Consider the following 19,146-nt stretch of genomic DNA (forward strand, 5'->3'; position numbering starts at 1 on the left):
TGGTTGAAAAGAGCAATCTCGATAGTCGTGACGCTGGCCCTGCTGGCCTGGCTGGCCAGCGACTCGCGCTGGCGCATGGTCGGCGACGCCTTCGATCGCATTACGCCCGGCACGTTCGCTGTGGCGACGATCGCGTTTTTCGTCACCTATGTCTTGCGTGCGCTGCGCGTCTGCGACGAGTTCCGCGACGAGGTGAATGGCCGTTTCGGCGCCTGCCTGCGCATTATCCTGATCCACAATGCGATGATCAACGTCGTCCCCTTCCGTGGCGGCGAGACGGCCTTCCCGCTGCTGCTGCGCCAGGTCTTCGGCGTACCGATCATGCGCGCCAGCGCCTCGCTGCTGTGGTTCAGGCTGCAGGACGCCTTCGTCGTCGGCGTGCTGGCCCTGGCGGTTTGGCCGCGTCTGCATCCGGCGACAAGGATCGCCGGCGTGACCGCCTTGATCGCCGCCGCCTGGTACCTGCCGCGCTGGGCACGCGCGCCGCATGACTGGGCTGGGCGCGGCAGGATCGTTGCCAAGCTCGGCCTGCTTCGCGACACCTTCACCGAGGCGACCGGGCGCTCCCGCTACGGCTGGTGGTGGACAATCGCCAACTGGTCTCTGAAGCTCACCGTGCAGGGATGGCTGCTGGCGCTGGTATTGGGGACATCGTTCACCACCGCATTTCCCGGCGTCGTCGGAGCCGAAGGCGCCGCCATACTGCCAGTGCAAGGCGTCGCCGGCTTCGGTACCTATGAGGCGGGTGCGGCGGCGGCGCTGCTCACCTCCGGAATCGCGATGAAGAGCGGCCTGCAGGCGGCGCTGGCGCTGCACCTATTCATCTTCTGCTCGGCTATCGTCACGGGCGCGATCGCCTGGCTGTTTCCCTCGAAATCGACGCTGCCGGGGAACCCGGCTGTCGGACCTGCAAGGAAGCCATCACAATGAACATATTGCCCATCCCTGCTTCGGGACTGCCTGACGGCGCAGTGATGCCGGACCATACGCTGTCCATCGTCGTACCCATGTACAACGAGGCCGAGAACGTCGAGCCACTGCTGGCACGAATTCACCAGGCGATGGAAGACTACGGCCGGCGGTGGGAGGTCGTGCTGGTCGATGACGGCAGCACCGACGCGACGGTGAGCGAGATCAGGCGCCGGGCAGCGCATTACGGCCCGCATGTTCACGCGGTCGAGCTGGTGCGCAACTACAAGCAGACCGCCGCGATGCAGGCCGGCATCGACGCAGCACGCGGCGACGTCATCGCCACGATCGACGGCGACCTGCAAAATGATCCCTTCGACATTCCGCGCATGGTTTACCGCCTGCTGAGCGAGGATCTCGACCTGGTGGTCGGCTGGCGCAAGGACCGCCAGGAAGGCTTTTTCATGCGCAGACTCCCCTCGCGTATCGCCAACGCACTGATCGCGCGTGTCACCGGCGTTCGTCTCAAGGACTATGGCTGCAGCCTCAAGGTTTATCGCGGCAATGTCATCCGCAGCGTCAAGCTCTATGGCGAGATGCACCGCTTCATCCCGGCTTGGCTGGCCACGGTGACGACCCCCAGACGCATCGCACAGGAGGTGGTGACGCATCATGCCCGCATCCACGGCGAGTCCAAATATGGCATTTCGCGCACCTTCAGGGTCGTTCTCGATCTGGTGTTCATGTATTTCTTCATGCGCTATCGCACACGTCCCGGACATTTCTTCGGCGGCATCGGCATCGTGCTTGGCGCGCTGGGATCGTTGATCCTTGCGTACCTGCTTTGCCTGAAGTTGTTTTTCGCGCAGGACATCGGAACACGCCCGATGCTGTTCACCGGCTTCTTCCTGCTTATCGCGGGGGTGCAGATGGTGACGTCGGGCGTGCTGGCCGAGATGCTGGCACGCGTCTATCACGAGGCGAACGGAGCATCGGCCTATGTCGCGCGGCCGCAGCCGGCTTCCGACAACAATGACGGTTGGCACCGCCCTGGCCGGTCATCGTGACCCGATTGGAACACCCTAGAGGTTCCATGCCGATCGTGGTGACCGGAGCGGCGGGCATGTCTGCCGGCGGCTTGCGGATCGACGAAGTCGTCGGCAACATGAACGCCTGGTGCAATCCGGCACTGAAGGTGGCAAGGCGCAGCCGGCTTGCCGCCAGGAAGGTGCGGATCGAGCAAGGACTGGTTTGCCGAACCGTGTCGCCAGAATGATGATCGAAGGGCAAGAGGTAAGGCGCAACGCCTGCGCCAACCTCTTGCCCTTGACTCTCGCCCCCCGGCGAAGACCAGAGCGGCCGGCTCTTCACTCAAACCGCGCCGCCGCTTTTGCGTCTGATGTTCTAAACTAGAATCAGTAACGCGAACGGCAGCTGGCGCGTTGGCCGAAGCCGCTCGGGCTGCAAATCCAGGGCGAATGACCCAGGAACGGGCCGCCATTGCCTGGACTATAGGAAACCTTCACCGGCGCCGGCCCGCCGACCTGCTGCGGCCGCACGAGAGCCGCATAGATCTCCTGCCTCGTACGCGTCACGGTCGTCATCCGTGTCAGCGGTTTGCGATTGATCAGATGCAGCGGCTTGTTCTCGACGGAGTGCTGCTTCTTGCCGAGCGTATAAATCACGGGCTTGGTGCCGATCGAGCTGGTCTTGTTCGCATCCATGCTCTGGCAACCGGACGCCATCGAGATCAATGCAACAGCGGTAAATGCACAGGCGTATTTCTTGCCGATCCTTGCCCCGCTTACCATAAATTTCTTCATCGCATCCCCTGCCACAAATACAAGTCGCTGGAGCGCTGAGATCTATTTCTCTTATTATGTCTCCGCGCCACGTGAGCAGCCTATCGCCACTCACATCGTGGCCACATATTAGAGGAAGCTTATTAAGATTCAGGCAAACGACATGATGAGCGCGGTCTTTCGGCGCTCAATAAGATTTTATTAAAATTTGATCTTTTGAGCGCGCCGCCACTGCTGCGGTCGCTGGCCTGCTATCAAGCCAAATGCAGTTCAGGGAACTGTTTGCGCGCGTACGCCTCACGGCGTCAGCGCGGTGATACCCAGCCGGGATCGAAGTAAAAATTGCGGGCACCGATGTTGCCCTGGCCGGCGCCGGAAACCACATAGGCGATGCGTACGATGCGGAGGCCGCCGGCGCCCTGCTGCAGGCCATAGACGCCTTCCAGACCGCGATCGTAGAAGCCCACGGCCGGAACGGCGAGCGCCAGCGTGGCAAGCGACGCCTGCAAGGCGAATTTCGCGGCATTGGCACGCAACGGGATCCTGTTCTCGATGACGTGTCTTGCGACGATGACCACCACCAGAAGCCCATAGAGGAAGGCGTTGAAGGCGGCGAACCAGTAGAAGCCGGTGGCGTCGAAGGGGTGATCCACGAGCAGCACGGGCAGCGCCGCGCCGATCGCCAGCGCCACATAAGGAGCGAGGGCGCGGGCCGGCAGAAGGTTCTTTGGGCCGCTGCCCTTTGGGGTGACCCGAAAATCGACGAACGATTTGGTCAGATAGTCGCGGATCGACGACAGCGTGCCGGCGAGCACCCAGGGCCAGCGCGCGAAGAAGAGGAACAGCGTGCCTTCCCAGCTGATCGTCTTGGCCGTCATCGGGCGCGAGAAGCCGAACGCCTTCAGCATCATAACCAAGCCAACCAGGGCGACGGCGTTCGGCAGATAGTAGAAGAGGAAGTCGACATACATGACATTGGCGAAGTTGCGTCCGGTCGACAGCGCATAGATCGGCATGACGTACATCAGCAACGCAAAGACGGCGAACAGCGGATACCAGAGTTGGCAAAAGAGGAACTGGAACCTCATCCGCGGTGACAGCTTAGGGAGATAGCTCGGCGAATATTCGAGCAGGATCGTCATCAGGCTGCGCGACCACTGGAACTCCTGGGTGACGAGGTCGGCGAAGGTCTGTGGGCCGTCGCCATGGGCGATGGCGTCGAGCGCGTGCACCCCGCGCCATCCGGCCGCGTTGATCAGCATCGAAGTGGAGTGATCCTCCGCCAGTTCCGGACCCAGACCGCCAGCCTGCTTCAGCGCCTTGGTCCGCACGGCATAGTGCGAGCCAATGCAGAGCGGAGCTCCACCGCCCGTATGGCCGGACTGCAGAGGTCCGTGAAACATCCCTTCCGGAAACAGCCTGCCGCGCGCCGCCCAACTTTCGGCGGCATTGTTGTCGCAGATGCTCGGCGCCGACACATAACCGACCGCGGGATCGGCGAAGGGATAGAGGACTTCCCTGAGATAGGTCGGCGTCGGCACATGGTCGGCGTCCATCTGGGCGACGAAATCGTAATACTCATAGCCATAGTGGTCGTAGAAGAACGCCAGGTTGCCTTCCTTGCAGCGGGTGCGGCGCGGCCATGTCGTGCGGTGATAGTCTTCCCTGCCGCGCCGCGTCGAAATCAGCACGCCGCGAGCCTTGCACCAGTGCTCCGTCTCCTCGGAAGGATCCTCATCCGCCAGCCAAGTGTCATGTGGATAGTCCTGCGCAAGCATTGCCTCCAACGTGCGGGCAACCACGGCAAAGGGTTCGGATGGGGCCTTGGTCACCACCATGGCGACCCGCGAGCGCTTCGGGATCGTGTGAAGCTTGGACGGCTTTTTCGACGCATGCACGTTCAGGAGAAAGTACAAAGGCATGAGCGTGAGCCACACCAGAACGAGTGTCGCGAATGCGTATGGCCCGGCATGCTCGACATGCTCGGGCTTTAGCCACCAGATCCAGAAAAATCCGAGCGTGACGAACCAGAAAGCCAGCGCCAGTCTCAGGGTCCATTGCTGAGTGACCGACAGCACGGGCACCAAAAAAGGCCCTTTACGCGCAGTGGCGGCCAGAGCCGTCTTAGAGCGATGCGCTGCCCGTCTGCTCGCACGGCCAATGATGCCAGCTTGTACGGAAGCACCCATACAATTACCCGCCGCCACTTTGGGCTTCCGCCGACAAGTGGCTGAAGCTCGCAAAACCCGGGCAACAGAATCGGCCCACACTTTCTTAGTGTCAACTAAATTAGATATTAGGTAAGTATTTTTCTTGAGATCTGGTGAGCCTACGCTTGGAAGGCCTTGGGAGAGGAATAGCGCCATCGAGCGGCTTGTAGCGGGTGAGCCGGCAAACTCTTCGGCGCTGGAAATCCACCGACAGGATCAAGGCCGTTCGGAGGGGATCCGGCCAGAGGGCGGCGTCATCCATGGTGCCAATGCCATGGTTAAGCAACCATTAATTGTGCTTGACTCTTGGCCCTGACCGGCTCTTAAATTAGCTAGGGATGATATATCGGGATATTGACGCGAATTTGTGAGTATCGCGGCGAACTTCTCTCTGTAGCTCCTAGGTTTGGTGCAGCGAGAGATAGTTTTTGGGTGGCTCGGTGCGAAGGCTCGCACGCCCGCCAATGGTCGCTCCGAAATCCCGCAGATTCAGCCAATTGGACCGATTGGTTTTGGACAGTCGTGTCGATCAATCATCGATACGCATGGGCGAAGCTTTAACTTCCGCGGGAAGTTAAAGCTATGGAGGTCAGGCATGAAACGTTCTGCAGCAAATGCACTTGCAATCGCGCTTGCATTGGGCGGGAGCGCCGCATTCCCCACTGCAGGCGGCGCCGGCTCCGTCGCCGGGACAGACCCCGTTCAGACGAGCAGCGCCGCTTCGGCATTCGGATCCTACGATCCCTATGGCGACTTCAGCGCCGACAAGAGCGCCAGCATCGAAGAACTGTTCCTGCCTTGGGAGGACGTCGATCTGGCGACGCTGCCACTGGCCGATACGTATGCGCTGCAACGCGGCCGTTCGCTGCTTATCACTATTGAGCCGTGGACCTGGTCGAAGGACTGGCGCATCACCCCACCCGAATTGCGCGACGGCATATTGGGCGGCAAATATGACGCCAACATGCAGGCTATCTGCGACCTGGTGGGACAAATGAAGAGCCCGGTGACCATTCGCTGGGCGCAGGAAATGGAGGACACGAACGGCCGCTTCACCTGGGCCAACTGGGCTCCCAAGGATTGGATCTCCGCTTACAAGCGCGAAGTCGATCTTTGCCGCAAGGCTGCCCCCGCCGCCAAGTATATGTGGTCGCCCAAAGGCGAAGAGGGCTTGGAAAAATATTACCCTGGCGATGACTATGTCGATGTCATCGGCCTGTCGGTATTCGGTCTGCAGAAGAAGGACATTAACGAGGCCGGTCATGACCGTACGTTCGCCGAGATGCTGAAGCCCGGCTATGACCGCGTGGCAAGGTTCAACAAACCGGTCGTGGTTGCGGAACTCGGCTATGTCGGAAAGCAGGACTATGTCTCGAAGTGGCAGGAAGATACCCGTAAATCCTATGCGGAGTTCCCGGCGCTGACTTCGGTCGTCTACTTCAACCAGAAGGAAGTGTGGCCGTGGTTGGATGGCTATGGGCTGCCGGACTGGAGAGTGACGCAGCACGTCCTGCCGTAAGCGCATCATGCCGATCCATCTCCTTCCAGAACCAGCGGTTCGGGAAGATGGTTGAGGCATGGCATAAATCAGTCCGTGGGGGAGTTTGATGAAACGAATACTGGGAAATTGTCGCGGAGCGGCATTCGCCTGCTCCGTTGTGGTTCTTGCCTTCCATATCCCTTCGACAGCCGACGCGGCGACGACAATCGCCGAGCAGGCGCAAAAGGCCACCGTTATTCCTGACGATGGCGTCTACCGGATCTACCAGAACCATTCGTGGCTGTGGGCCAAGAAGGGCGCCGGGTTCTTTGCCGTCAAGCAGCGGCAATTCGACGCCTGGACCTACGACAAAGGCAATCCGGGCTATGGCGACGGCATGTGGTTTATCCCCGGCGGCGGCAAGTTGTGCTACCGTGCGCAATGGCATGGCTCCTGGGGTGTGAAGGGCTCGATGACCTGCTTCGAGCATCGCCAGGCAGGCAAGGTGATCTACAAGCGTAAATCACCTGATGGCGAGTGGTATGTTTTCAGGAGTTCGCATCGCAACCGGTCGGACGAATCCATGAAATTGAAATACGGAGACTACGTCACCAAGAAAATGAACCTGATCAAGGCAAAGCAGTAGATACTGTCTTCTGCGACGAGCCACTGGTCTAAAGCAGATCGGCTGAACGGTTCAGGCGACCTGTTTTAGGCCGCTGTTTTAAGCCTGTCGCTCTCCCAAAACCGAGGATACTTTGGGCGACATGCATTAAGCCTTGCGCTCCCAACGACGGTCTGGCGTCTGTTGCCAGTAAGTGACGGCATGGCCGGCGTCCTTCATCACCTTCCAGTGTCCCCGCGCCGCTTCGAGCTGGGTGGCATCGTGGCCGTCGAACAAGAACACCGCGCGCTCGTAGCCACCAAGGTCAGGCGGCACCGCGCCGTCAACGAGGAACCTTACCTTGGCCTGGTTGGGATTGCCGTCTCCGGTGGTCAGCAGGATCGGCTGCTCGCCGGGATATGCCTCACGATCGGTCGCGTGGGCGAGGAACGAATCGTCGCGGAAGGTCCAAAGATGCTGGTCGAGCGCATCACGGCGTTCCTCGGTGCCGGTCTGCACCACGGCGCGCCAGCCACGATCGACGCTGCGCTCCAGGAGGCCCGGCAGCGCATCCTCCAGCGTCGATTCGGTCAGGTGATAGAACAGGACGTCGGCCATCGCTTCGTTCTATAGTGATTGAATCGGATCACTGCTCATAATTGTCGCGCACCAACCGATCCAGCAACCGGACGCCGAAGCCAGACCCCCAGGACTGGTTGATCTCGTTCGACGGCGAGCCCATTGCCGTGCCGGCAATGTCGAGATGCGCCCAGGGCGTGTCCTTGACGAAGCGCTGCAGGAACTGCGCAGCGATGATGGCGCCGCCATAGCGGCCGCCGATGTTCTTCATGTCGGCGTTCTTGGAATCGATCAGCTTGTCGTATTCGGCGCCGAGCGGCATGCGCCACAGCCGCTCCTGTGTAGCGTGCCCCGCGGCCGTCAGCCTTTCGGACAGTTGGTCATTGTTGGAAAACAGCCCGGCATAGTGCTGGCCGAGCGCGACCATGACGGCGCCCGTCAGCGTCGCCAGGTTGACCATGAATTTCGGCTGAAAGCGGTCGTTGCAGTACCACATCGCATCGGCCAACACGAGGCGGCCCTCCGCGTCGGTGTTGAGCACCTCGATGGTCTGGCCCGACATCGAGGTGACGATGTCGCCGGGACGCTGAGCATGGCCGTCGACGGAGTTTTCGACCAGGCCTATGACGCAGACCACGTTGGCCTTCGCCTTGCGCGCGGCCAGCGCATGCATCAGGCCGGTAACAGCGGCGGCACCGCCCATATCGCCCTTCATGTCCTCCATGCCGGACGCCGGCTTTATCGAATTGCCGCCGGTGTCGAAGGTGACGCCCTTGCCGATGAAGGCAATCGGATTGTCCTTTGGCTTGCCGCCGTTCCACTGCATGACCGCCATGCGAGCGCCGCGCGGCGAGCCCTGCGCGACGCCGAGCAGCGCGCCCATGCCGAGCTTCTTCATCTCTTTCTCAGCCAGGATCTCAACCTTGACGCCGAGCGCCTCGAGTTCCGTGGCGCGGGCGGCGAACTCGACCGGCCCGAGTACGTTTGCCGGTTCGTTGACGAGGTCGCGCGCCAGCAGGACGCCGTTGATCACCGCCTCGGCATCGGTGAAGGCTTTTTTTGCCGCAGCCGGATCGGCAGTGTGGATGGTCACCTTGACCGGCTTTTTTGGCTCGGCCTTGCCGTCGTCCTTGTCCTTCCTGGTCTTGTACTTGTCGAAGGAATAGCTGCGCAGGAGAATGCCCGCCGCAAGGCTTGCCGCATCCTTGCCACTTGGCGACGCGCCGGCGACGTCGAGCACCACTGCCACCTCGGCCGCCTTGCGCAGCGACGCGGCAATGGTGCCGCCAAGCTTCAGCCACACATAATCGTCCAGTCCCGACACCTTGCCGGCGCCTATCGCCACCAGCCTGTCGAGCGAGGCCCCCTGCGGCGCCAGAACTTCCACCACGCTGGCGAACTTGCCTGTGAACTCGGCCACCGGAAAAGCCCGCTCCAGCGTCTTGCCGGGATCGCAAGCCTTCGCTGCATCGCTCAGACCGCCCTCATCCGCCGAGAGCACGAAGGCTGTGCCTTTTTTGCTCGACGCGGTCTGAGGTGCGGAGAATTTGGCGAAGGCGATCGACGGTCTTTGGCTCATAATGTCCTGCTTTCAGGGAATGCGCAGCTTTTGGGGAAGGGTACGAGACGATGCGCGACATTTGGTCGTTTTCTGGCATTTGGCAAGACTTTGCCGAATTCGCATCCCATATGACCTACGGAATCGATGGTGATTCTTCGCGGCACGGCACCGCTTTTCGCCGCAACCTGTTGTTAACCATCGATGTTCTCCCTTTCTTATCCATTCCCGCCGACACTCCGGCCCGCCGGGGCGGGTGACTTGGGACGGGAACCGGATCGACCCTCTGATGGAGCCAGTTGTGCAGGCGCTGCCGGACGGCTACCCTTGTGTGGTGGCATGATGCCGTTCGAAAAGATCGAGAAAAGCCTTCATGAAGGTCGTTGAACGCTACATCATGCGCCGCACTTTCGTGGTCTTCATGGCCGCGCTTGTCTGGACGCTGGCCATCGTGTGGACGACGCAAGTGCTGGCAAAGATCGACCTGGTCACCGACAGTGGCCAGTCGGCCCTGACCTTCTTCGAGGTCGCCGCCCTCATTCTTCCGTCCATCATCCCGGTCGTGGTGCCTTTCGCGCTGGTGGTGGCGGTCGCACAGACGCTCAGCGTCATGAATTCGGATTCCGAGCTCGCCGTCGTCAACGCCGCGGGCGCGTCGCGCTGGACGATCGTGCGGCCAATCATGCTTTTGGCGCTCGCGGCAGCCGTCTTTTCCTTTGCGGTCGACAACGGCATCGACCCCTATGCACGGCAGAAAAACCGCGCCCTGGTGGCATCGTCGCGCGCGGATCTGTTGTCGCTGATCATCCAGGAAGGCACCTTCCGCAAGATCGAAGACGGGCTGTTCCTGCAGGTCGGCGAGCGACTTCCCGACAATCGGCTGGGCGGCATCTTCGTCGCCGATTCACGCGAAGAAGGCGTGAACCTCGTCTACTACGCCAAGACCGGCAGCATCGTCGAACGCGGCGGCGAAAAGGTGCTGATGATGAATGACGGTGTCATCCATCGCAAAACGCTGACCGGCGATCTCTCAGTCATCCGGTTCACCTCCTATGCCTTCGACATGTCGGCCTTCATGGCGTCAGCTTCGACGGTGACGCTCTTGCCGAAGGACCAGACGACCCAGTACCTGCTCAACCCAAGCGCCAACGACAAAAGTTATCAGCAGAACCCCTATGAATACTTGGCTGAGGTCAACCAGCGATTTTCGGAATGGATGTATTCCATGGTCTTCGCGCTCATCGCGCTCGCGGTCGCCGGAGATGCGCGTTCGCACCGCGAGGCGCGCGTCAATCCGCTGATTACTGCCATCGGGATATCGCTGTTCGTGCGCTGGCTGGGCTTTTTTGCCGCCAGCAAGGCCGACGATATCCCGCAATATGCCTATATGGTTTATGGCATACCGGTCGTGGCTTCCGCGGTGGCGATCTGGTTCATCGTCTCCAACCGGACCATGGAGCTGCCGGTGGCCTGGGCGGACTGGATGACAAACTTCGCTACCCGCATCGGTGACAGCTGGAACGCTCTCAAACTGCGGCTGTCCGGGCGCGGCACTTCAGGGCAAGGGGTCGGCTGATGGGCTGGACGCTGGGCCGCTATTTCTTCTTCCGCTATGTGACGATCACTATCTGGTTCTTTATCGGGCTTCTGGCGCTGGTGTTCCTGATCGATTTCACCGAGCTGTCCGGCCGCACCACCGGCCTGCCCGGCTTCACCTACGGGACGGCAGTGGCCATCTCAGGCCTCCGAATGCCGATGATCATGCTGCAGACCGTGCCGTTCGTCGGTCTCTTCTCGGCGATGGCGACGCTGGTGTCGCTCAACCGGCGCTACGAATTGGTCATCGCGCGTTCCGCAGGCGTTTCCGCCTGGCAATTCCTCTTGCCATGCTGCATCGGAGCCTTGCTGTTCGGCGTCCTGTCGGTTGGCGTCATCAATCCGCTCGCCGCGCATGCATTCTCCTGGTCCGAGCAGATCGAAACCCAGCTGCGTTCCGGAAAATCGAACAAGGTTTCGGCCGATGCCGCACCCTGGATTCGGCAGAAAACCGGTTCGGGGGACACTATCATCGGCGCGCGGGCCATCTTGAACCAGGGTCTGGAGATGGCCGATGTCGTCTTTTTCGTTCTCGACCCGCAAGGCAACATCGTCGAGCGCAAGGACGCCGCCCGCGCCTTCCTGCGCGACGGCTATTGGGAATTGCAGGACGTCAAGACATTGCAGAACGGCACGATCCAGGCATCGGCAAACGATCGCGTGCCAACCAATCTGAAGCCAGAATTCGTGCAGGAACGGCTGGCGCGGCCCGAAACCATCCCGTTCTACGATCTGCCGGGAAAGATTGAAATTGCCCGTTCCTTCGGGCTCAAGGCAAATGCCTTTGCCATGCAGTTTGATTCGCTGGTGGCGTTGCCGTTCCTTCTCGTCGCCATGACGCTGATTGCGGCAACGGTTTCAATGCGATTTGCTAGGATGGGGCAGTCGGCGACGATGATTCTGGGTGGCATCATCGCTGGCTTTCTGCTTTATGTCGTTTCGGTGCTGGTAAAGGCATTCGGCGTGGCGGGATTCGTGCCGACTGTCGTAGCCGCCTGGGTGCCCGTCGTGGTGGCTATGTTCTTCGGGGTGACTTTCCTGTTATACAAGGAAGACGGCTAGTGAGAGAGGCGTTTTTGCCCAGCAACAGGCAGGCCCGGTTGGCGCGCCTCTATGCGGCGACCGCCTTGGCGTGCCTGCTTACCTGCGCCGTCCCGATGCCGGCCTTCGCGCAGGATGTTGGCGACATGGCGACAACGGTTCCGTCCGGCTCGCAGATGTTGCTGGCGGCCGATACGCTGGTCTACAACAACGACAATCAGACGGTGACCGCCGTCGGTGGCGTGCAGATCGACTACGGTGGCAATCGCCTTGTCGCCCAGCGGGTCGAATACAACCGCAACACCAAGCGGATGGTCGCGAGCGGCAATGTCGAGGTCGTCAACAGCGACGGCACCAAGATCAATTCGGAACATATCGACATCACCGATGACTTCGCCGACGGCTTCGTCAACGCGTTGCGCGTCGAAACCATCGACAAGGCGTATTTCGCCGCCGAAAGTGCCGAGCGCATGGGCGGCGTCCTGACCACGTTCCACAATGGCGTCTACACCGCCTGCGAACCGTGCGAGGACAAGCCCGACAAAGCGCCGACCTGGCGGGTCAAGGCGCGGAAGATCATCTGGAACGGCGAGAAGAAGACGGTTCGCTTCGAGAACGCGAATTTCGAGTTCTTCGGCTTTCCGCTCGCCTATCTGCCTGCATTCGAGATTGCCGACCCGACGGTGAAGCGCAAGAGCGGCTTCCTGATACCCGGCATCGTCTACAAAAACGATCTCGGCGTCGGCGTAAAGATTCCCTATTACTTTGCATTGTCGCCGACCTATGACCTGACCGTCACAGGCACCGGCTACACCAAGCAAGGCTTCCTCGGTGAGGCTGAGTGGCGCCAGCGCTTCAACAATGGCCAGTACAGCTTGAAGATCGCCGGAATCCATCAGCAGGATCCCAACGCCTTCCTCGACACGGCTGCCTTCCCCAGCACCGCCGGGCACAATGTCGATACGGGTGCGGCGGGCGATCCCAACAAATTCCGTGGCATGATGGGCACGCAGGGCCAGTTCGCTATCAATCAGCGCTGGAATTTCGGCTGGGACGTGCTGCTGCAGACCGACAAGAACTTCTCGCATACCTATAACATCGACAAGTACAATGCCTCCGTCCACCAGTCGTCGGTCTACTTGACGGGTCTCAACGGCCGCAACTATTTCGACGTGCGCGCCATGCATTTCGATGTGCAGGAGGATACGCTTAGCAGCAATGCCGCGGCGCGAAGCGGCCAGCAGCCCTGGGTGCTGCCGTCGCTCGACTACGCCTACATTCCCGACGTGTCGATGGCCGGCGGCCAGCTGTCGCTCAATGCCAACACACGGGTCATCAGCCGCGACGATCTCGACAAGACCTTCTTCGTCCCCACGCAGCGTGTCCCCGGTATTGAAGGCGAATCCGGGCGCCTCACCGCCGAAGCCGAGTGGAAGCGGAGCTTCGTCACCGATGACGGACTGGTGCTGACGCCGTTGCTGGCGCTGCAGGGCGACGTGGACTACCTCAAAGCGTCGTCGGCATCGCTCGACGCCATCAACAACATGGCAACAAATTTGGGCCAGCAGGACGACATGCGCTCGTCGTTTGCCCGCTTCATGGCAACCGCAGGCCTCGAGATGCGTTGGCCTGTGTTGTTTTCCCTGGCCAGCGGGTCCAGTCACGTGATCGAGCCGATGGCGCAGGTCTTCATGCGCCCGAACGAGCAGTATGTCGGCGGTCTCGCCGTCCCCAACGAAGACGCTCAAAGCATGGTCTTCGACGCGACAACCTTGTTCGAACGCGACAAGTTCTCCGGTTATGACCGCGTCGAAGGCGGTTCGCGCGCCAATGTCGGCTTCCGCTATTCCGGCTCCTACAATAATGGCTGGGGCACCAATGCCATTTTCGGCCAATCCTACCAGATCGGCGGCGAGAACTCCTTCGCCGCGCCGGATCTGGTCAATGTCGGGGCCAATTCCGGCCTCGACACGACCAAGTCCGACTATGTCGGTCTGTTCGGCATCAGCAGTCCCAATGGATTCGCTGCCTCGATCAGCGGCCGTTTCGACGAACAGACCTTCGAGAACCGCCGCACCGAGGTGAAAGCCGCCTATTCCGGCCTGCCCGTGTCACTGAGCGCCAAATACGCCTTCATCCAGGCCCAGCCCCTGTACGGTTTCACGACCGATCGTCACGAGGTCACGCTTGGCGCATCGACGCATCTTGCCGAGAACTGGCGCGTCTTCGGTACCGGAACTTACGACCTTCAGGAAAACCTGTTGGTCAGGGATGGTGTCGGCTTCGCCTACAACGATTCCTGCTTCACCTATCTGATGACCTACTCGCAGTCGCGCGACCTGAACACCAGGGAAGTCTCGCAGAGCATCGGCTTCAATCTGTCGTTCCGCACCCTCGGCGATTTCGGCTCGTCGACCAACGGCGTCGACACGATCCAGTAACAGTCGGCGACATCGTTTCGCCGCATAGGGCTGGCACGGATTTCGCGCACCTGGAAAAGCTGAAATTGGGCGGAGCCGGGATAGAATTGGGATACCAACGATGAGGAAATACCTCTTTTCAGCAGGTTTCGCGTTGCTGGTGGCAGCGACGTCCCTGTCGCTTACCGTGATGACGCCACCGGCTTTCGCCAGCGAGATCAAATACGTCGTCAACGACATTCCGGTCACCACCGGCGACATCGCCCATCGCGCCGCTTTTCTGAAGCTGCAGCGCAAGAAGGGTGACGCCGGCCAGGAAATGATCGACCAGACGCTGCGCATGGCCGAAGCAAAGCGGCTTGGTATCCGCATCAGCGACGCGCAGGTCGAGGCGGCATATCAACGCTTTGCTTCGAGCAACAAGATGCAGCTCAGCCAGCTCGACGGCGTCATGGAGAAGTCAGGCGTCGGCAAGAGCCACTTCAAGGAATTCATTCGCGCCCAAATGGCCTGGAACCAGGCCTTGAGCGCGCGCTACCGTTCCGGCGATGGTACCGGTGCCGTTAGCGAACAGGATCTTGTCAGGAAGATGCTCGAAAAAGGCGGCGCCAAGCCGAGCGCTACCGAGTACATGCTGCAGCAGGTCATCTTCGTGGTGCCGGCGGCCGAACGCAGCGCAACGCTGGCTAAGCGCAAGCGCGAGGCCGACGCAATGCGTGCCCGCTTCAGCGGCTGCAACACGACCCGCGAATTCGCCAAGGGTCTGATCGACGTTACCGTTCGCGATCTGGGCCGGGTGCTGGCACCGCAGCTGCCGCCGGACTGGGCCGAGCAGATCAAGGCTACCAAGGTCGGTGGCGCCACCGTCACACGCGCGACCGAACGCGGCGTCGAATTCATCGGTATCTGCTCGTCGCGCGAAGTGTCAGACGACAAGGTCGCCCAGATGGTGTTTGAGAACGAAGGCTCCGGCGACAAGAACGCCGACGAACTCAGCAAGAAATATGTCGACGAGCTGAAGGCGAAAGCCCGCATCGTCAAGCGCTGACGTGGGCAGCCCAATGATTGCGCTCGCGTTGAGCGCCGGCGATCCGTCCGGCATCGGGCCGGAGATCGCCATCGCTGCTTTCATGGCGCGCGAGGCCGCCGCCCTGCCTCCCTTCTATCTGCTCGCCGATCCGGCGCTGATCGTGTCGCGGGCGCGCCTCCTCGGCATTTCGCTGCCGATCGTCGAAACGACACCATCACAAGCGGCGCAAGTCTTTGCCGGCGCCCTGCCGATCGTGCCGCTGACTGCCCACAGTATCGACAGCCCTGGCCGGCCCGACCCGGCCAATGCCGCAGCAACCATCGAGGCCATCGACCGTGCCGTCGCCGACTGCCTTGCCGGCGAAGCTTTGGCGGTCGTCACCTGCCCCATCGCCAAGAAGCCGCTCTACGATGCCGGCTTCCGCTTCCCCGGCCACACCGAATATCTGGCGCATCTGACGGCCCGGCACAGCGGCGTCGAGGCGATGCCGGTGATGATGCTGGCAGGCCCCGACCTGCGCACCGTCCCCGTTACCATCCACATTGCGCTGGCCGAAGTACCGAAGGCCCTGACCACCGAACTGATCGTCGCCACCGCGCGCATCACCGCCGCCGACCTCGCTCGCCGCTTCGGCATCGCAAAGCCACGGCTGGCCGTTGCCGGGCTCAATCCGCATGCCGGTGAAGGCGGCGCCATGGGCCTCGAGGACGAGCAGATCGTGCGTCCGGCAATCGAAATCCTGCGTGCCGAGGGCATCGATGCTTTCGGTCCCCTGCCCGCCGATACGTTGTTCCATGCCCGGGCGCGGGCCGGCTACGACGTCGCCCTTTGCATGTATCACGACCAGGCGCTGATCCCGGCCAAGGCGCTGGCCTTCGACGAGGCGGTCAATGTCACGCTCGGCCTGCCCTTCATCCGCACTTCGCCCGACCACGGCACCGCCTTCGACATCGCCGGCAAGGGCGTGGCGCGGCCCGACAGCCTGATGGCGGCATTGAAGCTTGCCCGGCAATTGGCCGACACGAACACGGGACCGGTTGCCGCATGAGATCGAAGGCATGAGCGTCGACGGGCTGCCGCCGCTGCGCGAGGTGATCGAGCGTCATGGGCTGCAGGCAAGGAAGGCGCTCGGCCAGAATTTCCTGCTCGACCTGAACCTCACGGGCAAGATCGCACGCACCGCCGGCGACTTGTCCGATGCAACCGTGATCGAGGTCGGTCCCGGTCCTGGCGGGTTGACCCGCGCCTTGCTCTCCAACGGAGCGCGCCACGTCATTGCCATCGAGCGTGACGAACGCTGCCTGGCAGCGCTTGCCGAAGTGTCCGACCATTATCCCGACCGGCTTGAGATTGTGTCCGGCGATGCGCTGAAGACCGATTTCGCGGCACTAGCCAGTCGCGCGGCCGGGGGCGGTGGCCCGGTAAAGATTGTGGCCAACCTGCCCTACAATATCGGCACCGAGCTGCTGGTGCGCTGGTTGACGGTCAGCGATTGGCCGCCCTTCTATACCTCGATGACGTTGATGTTCCAGCGCGAGGTCGCCGAGCGCATCGTCGCGCCCGCCGGCAGCGACAGCTATGGCCGGCTCGGGGTTCTTGCCGGCTGGCGGACGGAGGCGAGGATCGCCTTCGACGTGCCGCCACAGGCATTCACGCCGCCGCCGAAGGTCACCTCCTCGGTGGTGCATCTGGTGCCGCGCCTGGCTCCGCTGGCCGCCGAGGTGAAAAAACTCGGCCGCGTCACCGAAGCCGCCTTCGGCCAACGCCGCAAGATGCTGCGGCAGAGCGTGAAAAGCTTGGGGGGCGAGGCGCTGCTCACCCGTGCAGGCATCGATCCGACACGCCGTGCCGAGACGCTCAGCGTCGAGGAATTCGTGCGGCTGACCAATGCGGTGTAGTGCCGGCGGGTCTGGAAGCGTTTTGCTCGAGGCATAGATAATCTGGCGGACACGCCGGAGGACCAAAATGCCCGCCTATGTCATTTCCGATGTCACGATCCGCGACGAAGAGGCCATCGAGACCTACCGATCCCGCGCGGCGACCTCTATCGCCCAGCATGGCGGGCGCTATCTGGTGCGTGGCGGACGGGTAGAGACACTGGAAGGCATGTGGCATCCCGGACCGCTGATCGTCGTCGAATTTCCCGACATGGAACGGGCCAGGCGTTGGTACGCCTCCGCCGAGTACGCGTCGGCACTGGACGTGCGCGATGCAGCGCTCAGCCGCAACCTGATCCTGGTCGATGGCATAGCGCCCTGAAGCCGGTCAGCCCGTCTTCTCGTCCAACAGTCCCGAGACGAAGTCGAACAGGCCTGGCCGGCGATCGCGCCTTAGCCGCTCGGCGACGACGATGCCGCGCACTTCGGCGAAGGCGCGGTCGAGGTCGTCATTGACGATGACGAAATCATATTCCTTCCAGTGCTCGATCTCGTTGCGGGCGTTTTTCAACCGCGTCTCGATCACCGCCTCCTGGTCTTCGGCGCGGCGCTTCAGCCGCGCCTTCAATTCCTTCATCGATGGCGGCAGGATGAAGATCGAGACAATGTCGGCGCGCATCTTCTCCTTGAGTTGCTGGGCACCTTGCCAGTCGATGTCGAACAGCATGTCGCGTCCTTCAGACAGCGCCAGTTCGGCTGGCTCACGCGGGGTCGCGTAGCAATTGCCGTGAACCTCGGCCCATTCCAGCAGCGCGTCGGAATCGCGCAGCCGCTCGAACTCGCGCATCGTCCGGAAATGATAGTGGACGCCCTCGATCTCGCTGCCGCGGCGCGGTCTGGTGGTGACGGAGACCGACAGTTCGAGACTGGAATCGCTTTCCAGAAGATTGCGCGCGATCGTCGACTTGCCGGCGCCAGACGGCGACGACAGGACGAGCATCAGGCCCCGGCGGCGAATGCGGGACCCCAAATCCTTGGCAACCATCGGCTACTCCAGATTCTGGATCTGTTCACGAAACTGGTCGACCACCGCCTTCAGCTCCAACCCGATCGCGGTAACGGCAGCGGCATTCGACTTCGAACATAGCGTATTCGATTCGCGGTTAAATTCCTGTGCCAGAAAATCGAGCTTGCGGCCGATTGCGCCGCCGCCTTCGAGCAGTGCCCGACCTGATGCGATATGCGTCTTCAGCCGGTCGATCTCTTCGCGAATATCGGCTTTGGTGGCGAGGAACGCCGCCTCCATGTACAGCCGGGTCGCGTCCAGATTGGCGGAAGCGTCCATCAGCAGCCTGACCTGCTCGGCAATGCGTTCGCGGATCACCGCCGTCTCGCGCGACGGATCCGCCTCGGCCCGCAGCGTCAGCACCTCGATTATGTCGATATGGCCCGACAACAGAAAAGCCAGCGCGGCACCCTCGCTTTGTCGCGCCTGTTCGAGCCCTTTCAGGGCCACCTCGAGCGCGGCCATGATTGCGGCATCGAGCGCAGCCCTCGCCTCTTCGGTTTCGACAGTTTCGGGAATGTCGAGGACGCCGCGCAGCGAAAGCAATCCGTCTGATGTCGCGGGAGCAAAGCCGAATTGCTCCTGCAGCCGCTTGGCGAGCCCTGCCAGATCCTTCAGGAAGGCTTCATTGACGACCGGTTGCGCCAGCGCGCCGGCGGCGCGACCGATGGTCAGCGTCGCCTGGAAATTGCCGCGTGCAAAACGCTTCTGAAGTGTCTGCCTGACGGCTGGTTCCAGCCGCTCGAAGCCTGGCGGCAATCGCAGCCGTATCTCGACGCTCTTGCCGTTGACGGACTTGACCTCCCAGGCAATCGAGGTGCCTTCATGCTCGGCGACGGCACGTGCAAATCCGGTCATGCTCTGCAAATTCATATCGCCCACACGTCCCTGGCGCACACCCCGAAACCGGCTTTACGGCGAGGAGCAAGTGCGGCTTGAAAATGACTGCGCCGCAGACGCCTCAAAATAGGACG

At 61.6% G+C, this 19,146-nt stretch carries 19 protein-coding genes; 13 read left to right on the forward strand and 6 right to left on the reverse strand.

What is annotated here, in order from left to right:
• Nucleotides 1-3: 3 nt before the first annotated feature.
• From NKJ89_RS00965 to NKJ89_RS00975, 3 genes are read left to right on the forward strand one after another with little or no spacing between them, the layout of a single operon-like run.
• On the forward strand, nt 4-930 hold the full coding sequence (locus NKJ89_RS00965) for a lysylphosphatidylglycerol synthase transmembrane domain-containing protein (RefSeq protein WP_352599108.1): 927 nt from the start codon (nt 4-6) through the stop codon (nt 928-930).
• 44 nt (nt 931-974) lie between these two features.
• The gene (locus tag NKJ89_RS00970; RefSeq protein WP_352599340.1) at nt 975-1,976 is read left to right on the forward strand and encodes a glycosyltransferase family 2 protein; all 1,002 of its coding nucleotides are present in this window, start codon (nt 975-977) and stop codon (nt 1,974-1,976) included.
• A 26-nt stretch (nt 1,977-2,002) separates the two neighbouring features.
• Nucleotides 2,003-2,185: a hypothetical protein gene (locus NKJ89_RS00975; RefSeq protein ID WP_023761580.1), complete on the forward strand. Its 183-nt coding sequence runs from the start codon at nt 2,003-2,005 to the stop codon at nt 2,183-2,185.
• Nucleotides 2,186-2,324: 139 nt separating this feature from the next.
• On the opposite strand, the gene NKJ89_RS00980 is transcribed toward NKJ89_RS00975, so the two are convergent.
• Together NKJ89_RS00980 and NKJ89_RS00985 are read right to left on the reverse strand one after the other, a co-directional pair.
• On the reverse strand, nt 2,325-2,732 hold the full coding sequence (locus NKJ89_RS00980; protein WP_352599110.1) for a hypothetical protein: 408 nt from the start codon (nt 2,730-2,732) through the stop codon (nt 2,325-2,327).
• 284 nt (nt 2,733-3,016) lie between these two features.
• Nucleotides 3,017-4,900: a glycosyltransferase family 2 protein gene (locus NKJ89_RS00985; RefSeq protein WP_352599112.1), complete on the reverse strand. Its 1,884-nt coding sequence runs from the start codon at nt 4,898-4,900 to the stop codon at nt 3,017-3,019.
• Between the two features lie 616 nt (nt 4,901-5,516).
• On the opposite strand from NKJ89_RS00985, the gene NKJ89_RS00990 reads away from it, so the two are divergent.
• Nucleotides 5,517-6,440 (forward strand): glycoside hydrolase family 26 protein, encoded by a 924-nt coding sequence (locus tag NKJ89_RS00990; protein ID WP_023761583.1) that lies wholly within the window; start codon nt 5,517-5,519, stop codon nt 6,438-6,440.
• 88 nt (nt 6,441-6,528) lie between these two features.
• On the forward strand, nt 6,529-7,047 hold the full coding sequence (locus NKJ89_RS00995) for a DUF995 domain-containing protein (protein WP_031260835.1): 519 nt from the start codon (nt 6,529-6,531) through the stop codon (nt 7,045-7,047).
• Nucleotides 7,048-7,173: 126 nt separating this feature from the next.
• Here NKJ89_RS00995 and NKJ89_RS01000 read toward each other — a convergent pair whose 3' ends face one another.
• On the reverse strand, nt 7,174-7,623 hold the full coding sequence (locus NKJ89_RS01000) for a DNA polymerase III subunit chi (protein WP_352599114.1): 450 nt from the start codon (nt 7,621-7,623) through the stop codon (nt 7,174-7,176).
• Nucleotides 7,624-7,651: 28 nt separating this feature from the next.
• Nucleotides 7,652-9,163, reverse strand: coding sequence for a leucyl aminopeptidase (locus NKJ89_RS01005; protein ID WP_352599116.1), 1,512 nt, complete (start codon nt 9,161-9,163; stop codon nt 7,652-7,654).
• A gap of 50 nt (nt 9,164-9,213) precedes the next feature.
• Between NKJ89_RS01005 and NKJ89_RS01010 the strand changes: the two genes are divergently transcribed.
• The 8 genes from NKJ89_RS01010 (at nt 9,214) to NKJ89_RS01045 (ending at nt 17,488) form a co-directional block, all read left to right on the forward strand.
• The gene (locus tag NKJ89_RS01010; RefSeq protein ID WP_156938602.1) at nt 9,214-9,402 is read left to right on the forward strand and encodes a hypothetical protein; all 189 of its coding nucleotides are present in this window, start codon (nt 9,214-9,216) and stop codon (nt 9,400-9,402) included.
• A 113-nt stretch (nt 9,403-9,515) separates the two neighbouring features.
• Complete coding sequence (lptF, locus tag NKJ89_RS01015; protein ID WP_352599118.1) at nt 9,516-10,718, forward strand: LPS export ABC transporter permease LptF; 1,203 nt, start codon at nt 9,516-9,518, stop codon at nt 10,716-10,718.
• Nucleotides 10,715-11,800: an LPS export ABC transporter permease LptG gene (gene lptG, locus NKJ89_RS01020; RefSeq protein WP_352599342.1), complete on the forward strand. Its 1,086-nt coding sequence runs from the start codon at nt 10,715-10,717 to the stop codon at nt 11,798-11,800. The genes lptF and lptG overlap by 4 nt, the downstream gene beginning before the upstream one ends.
• Nucleotides 11,800-14,220, forward strand: coding sequence for an LPS-assembly protein LptD (locus NKJ89_RS01025; RefSeq protein ID WP_352599120.1), 2,421 nt, complete (start codon nt 11,800-11,802; stop codon nt 14,218-14,220). Before lptG ends, NKJ89_RS01025 begins: the two co-directional genes overlap by 1 nt.
• Before the next feature lie 100 nt (nt 14,221-14,320).
• Entirely contained in the window at nt 14,321-15,247 is a 927-nt protein-coding gene (locus NKJ89_RS01030; protein ID WP_352599122.1) for a peptidylprolyl isomerase, read from the forward strand.
• A 13-nt stretch (nt 15,248-15,260) separates the two neighbouring features.
• Nucleotides 15,261-16,277, forward strand: coding sequence for a 4-hydroxythreonine-4-phosphate dehydrogenase PdxA (gene pdxA / locus NKJ89_RS01035; RefSeq protein ID WP_352599124.1), 1,017 nt, complete (start codon nt 15,261-15,263; stop codon nt 16,275-16,277).
• Between the two features lie 10 nt (nt 16,278-16,287).
• Nucleotides 16,288-17,127 (forward strand): 16S rRNA (adenine(1518)-N(6)/adenine(1519)-N(6))-dimethyltransferase RsmA, encoded by an 840-nt coding sequence (gene rsmA, locus NKJ89_RS01040; RefSeq protein ID WP_352599126.1) that lies wholly within the window; start codon nt 16,288-16,290, stop codon nt 17,125-17,127.
• A 67-nt stretch (nt 17,128-17,194) separates the two neighbouring features.
• On the forward strand, nt 17,195-17,488 hold the full coding sequence (locus NKJ89_RS01045; protein WP_023761594.1) for a DUF1330 domain-containing protein: 294 nt from the start codon (nt 17,195-17,197) through the stop codon (nt 17,486-17,488).
• A 6-nt stretch (nt 17,489-17,494) separates the two neighbouring features.
• On the opposite strand, the gene gmk is transcribed toward NKJ89_RS01045, so the two are convergent.
• The gene (gmk, locus tag NKJ89_RS01050) at nt 17,495-18,151 is read right to left on the reverse strand and encodes a guanylate kinase (protein ID WP_013532512.1); all 657 of its coding nucleotides are present in this window, start codon (nt 18,149-18,151) and stop codon (nt 17,495-17,497) included.
• Nucleotides 18,152-18,154: 3 nt separating this feature from the next.
• A complete protein-coding gene (locus NKJ89_RS01055) occupies nt 18,155-19,045 on the reverse strand; it encodes a YicC/YloC family endoribonuclease (RefSeq protein WP_352599128.1) in 891 nt (296 codons plus the stop codon).
• Nucleotides 19,046-19,146 lie beyond the last annotated feature (101 nt).

The organism is Mesorhizobium sp. M0047, assembly GCF_040323315.1.
GTDB lineage: Bacteria > Pseudomonadota > Alphaproteobacteria > Rhizobiales > Rhizobiaceae > Mesorhizobium.

What these genes read in the sequence shown, in the direction of transcription:
- NKJ89_RS01030 (WP_352599122.1), top strand. Translation starts at nt 14,321, where the DNA reads ATGAGGAAATACCTCTTTTCAGCAGGTTTCGCGTTGCTGGTGGCAGCG.
- lptF (WP_352599118.1), top strand. Translation starts at nt 9,516, where the DNA reads ATGAAGGTCGTTGAACGCTACATCATGCGCCGCACTTTCGTGGTCTTC.
- NKJ89_RS01005 (WP_352599116.1), bottom strand. Translation starts at nt 9,163, where the DNA reads ATGAGCCAAAGACCGTCGATCGCCTTCGCCAAATTCTCCGCACCTCAG.
- NKJ89_RS00970 (WP_352599340.1), top strand. Translation starts at nt 975, where the DNA reads ATGCCGGACCATACGCTGTCCATCGTCGTACCCATGTACAACGAGGCC.
- NKJ89_RS01045 (WP_023761594.1), top strand. Translation starts at nt 17,195, where the DNA reads ATGCCCGCCTATGTCATTTCCGATGTCACGATCCGCGACGAAGAGGCC.
- NKJ89_RS01055 (WP_352599128.1), bottom strand. Translation starts at nt 19,045, where the DNA reads ATGAATTTGCAGAGCATGACCGGATTTGCACGTGCCGTCGCCGAGCAT.
- NKJ89_RS00975 (WP_023761580.1), top strand. Translation starts at nt 2,003, where the DNA reads ATGCCGATCGTGGTGACCGGAGCGGCGGGCATGTCTGCCGGCGGCTTG.
- NKJ89_RS00995 (WP_031260835.1), top strand. Translation starts at nt 6,529, where the DNA reads ATGAAACGAATACTGGGAAATTGTCGCGGAGCGGCATTCGCCTGCTCC.
- rsmA (WP_352599126.1), top strand. Translation starts at nt 16,288, where the DNA reads ATGAGCGTCGACGGGCTGCCGCCGCTGCGCGAGGTGATCGAGCGTCAT.
- gmk (WP_013532512.1), bottom strand. Translation starts at nt 18,151, where the DNA reads ATGGTTGCCAAGGATTTGGGGTCCCGCATTCGCCGCCGGGGCCTGATG.
- NKJ89_RS01010 (WP_156938602.1), top strand. Translation starts at nt 9,214, where the DNA reads ATGCGCGACATTTGGTCGTTTTCTGGCATTTGGCAAGACTTTGCCGAA.
- NKJ89_RS00990 (WP_023761583.1), top strand. Translation starts at nt 5,517, where the DNA reads ATGAAACGTTCTGCAGCAAATGCACTTGCAATCGCGCTTGCATTGGGC.
- NKJ89_RS00980 (WP_352599110.1), bottom strand. Translation starts at nt 2,732, where the DNA reads ATGAAGAAATTTATGGTAAGCGGGGCAAGGATCGGCAAGAAATACGCC.
- pdxA (WP_352599124.1), top strand. Translation starts at nt 15,261, where the DNA reads ATGATTGCGCTCGCGTTGAGCGCCGGCGATCCGTCCGGCATCGGGCCG.
- NKJ89_RS01000 (WP_352599114.1), bottom strand. Translation starts at nt 7,623, where the DNA reads ATGGCCGACGTCCTGTTCTATCACCTGACCGAATCGACGCTGGAGGAT.
- NKJ89_RS00985 (WP_352599112.1), bottom strand. Translation starts at nt 4,900, where the DNA reads ATGGGTGCTTCCGTACAAGCTGGCATCATTGGCCGTGCGAGCAGACGG.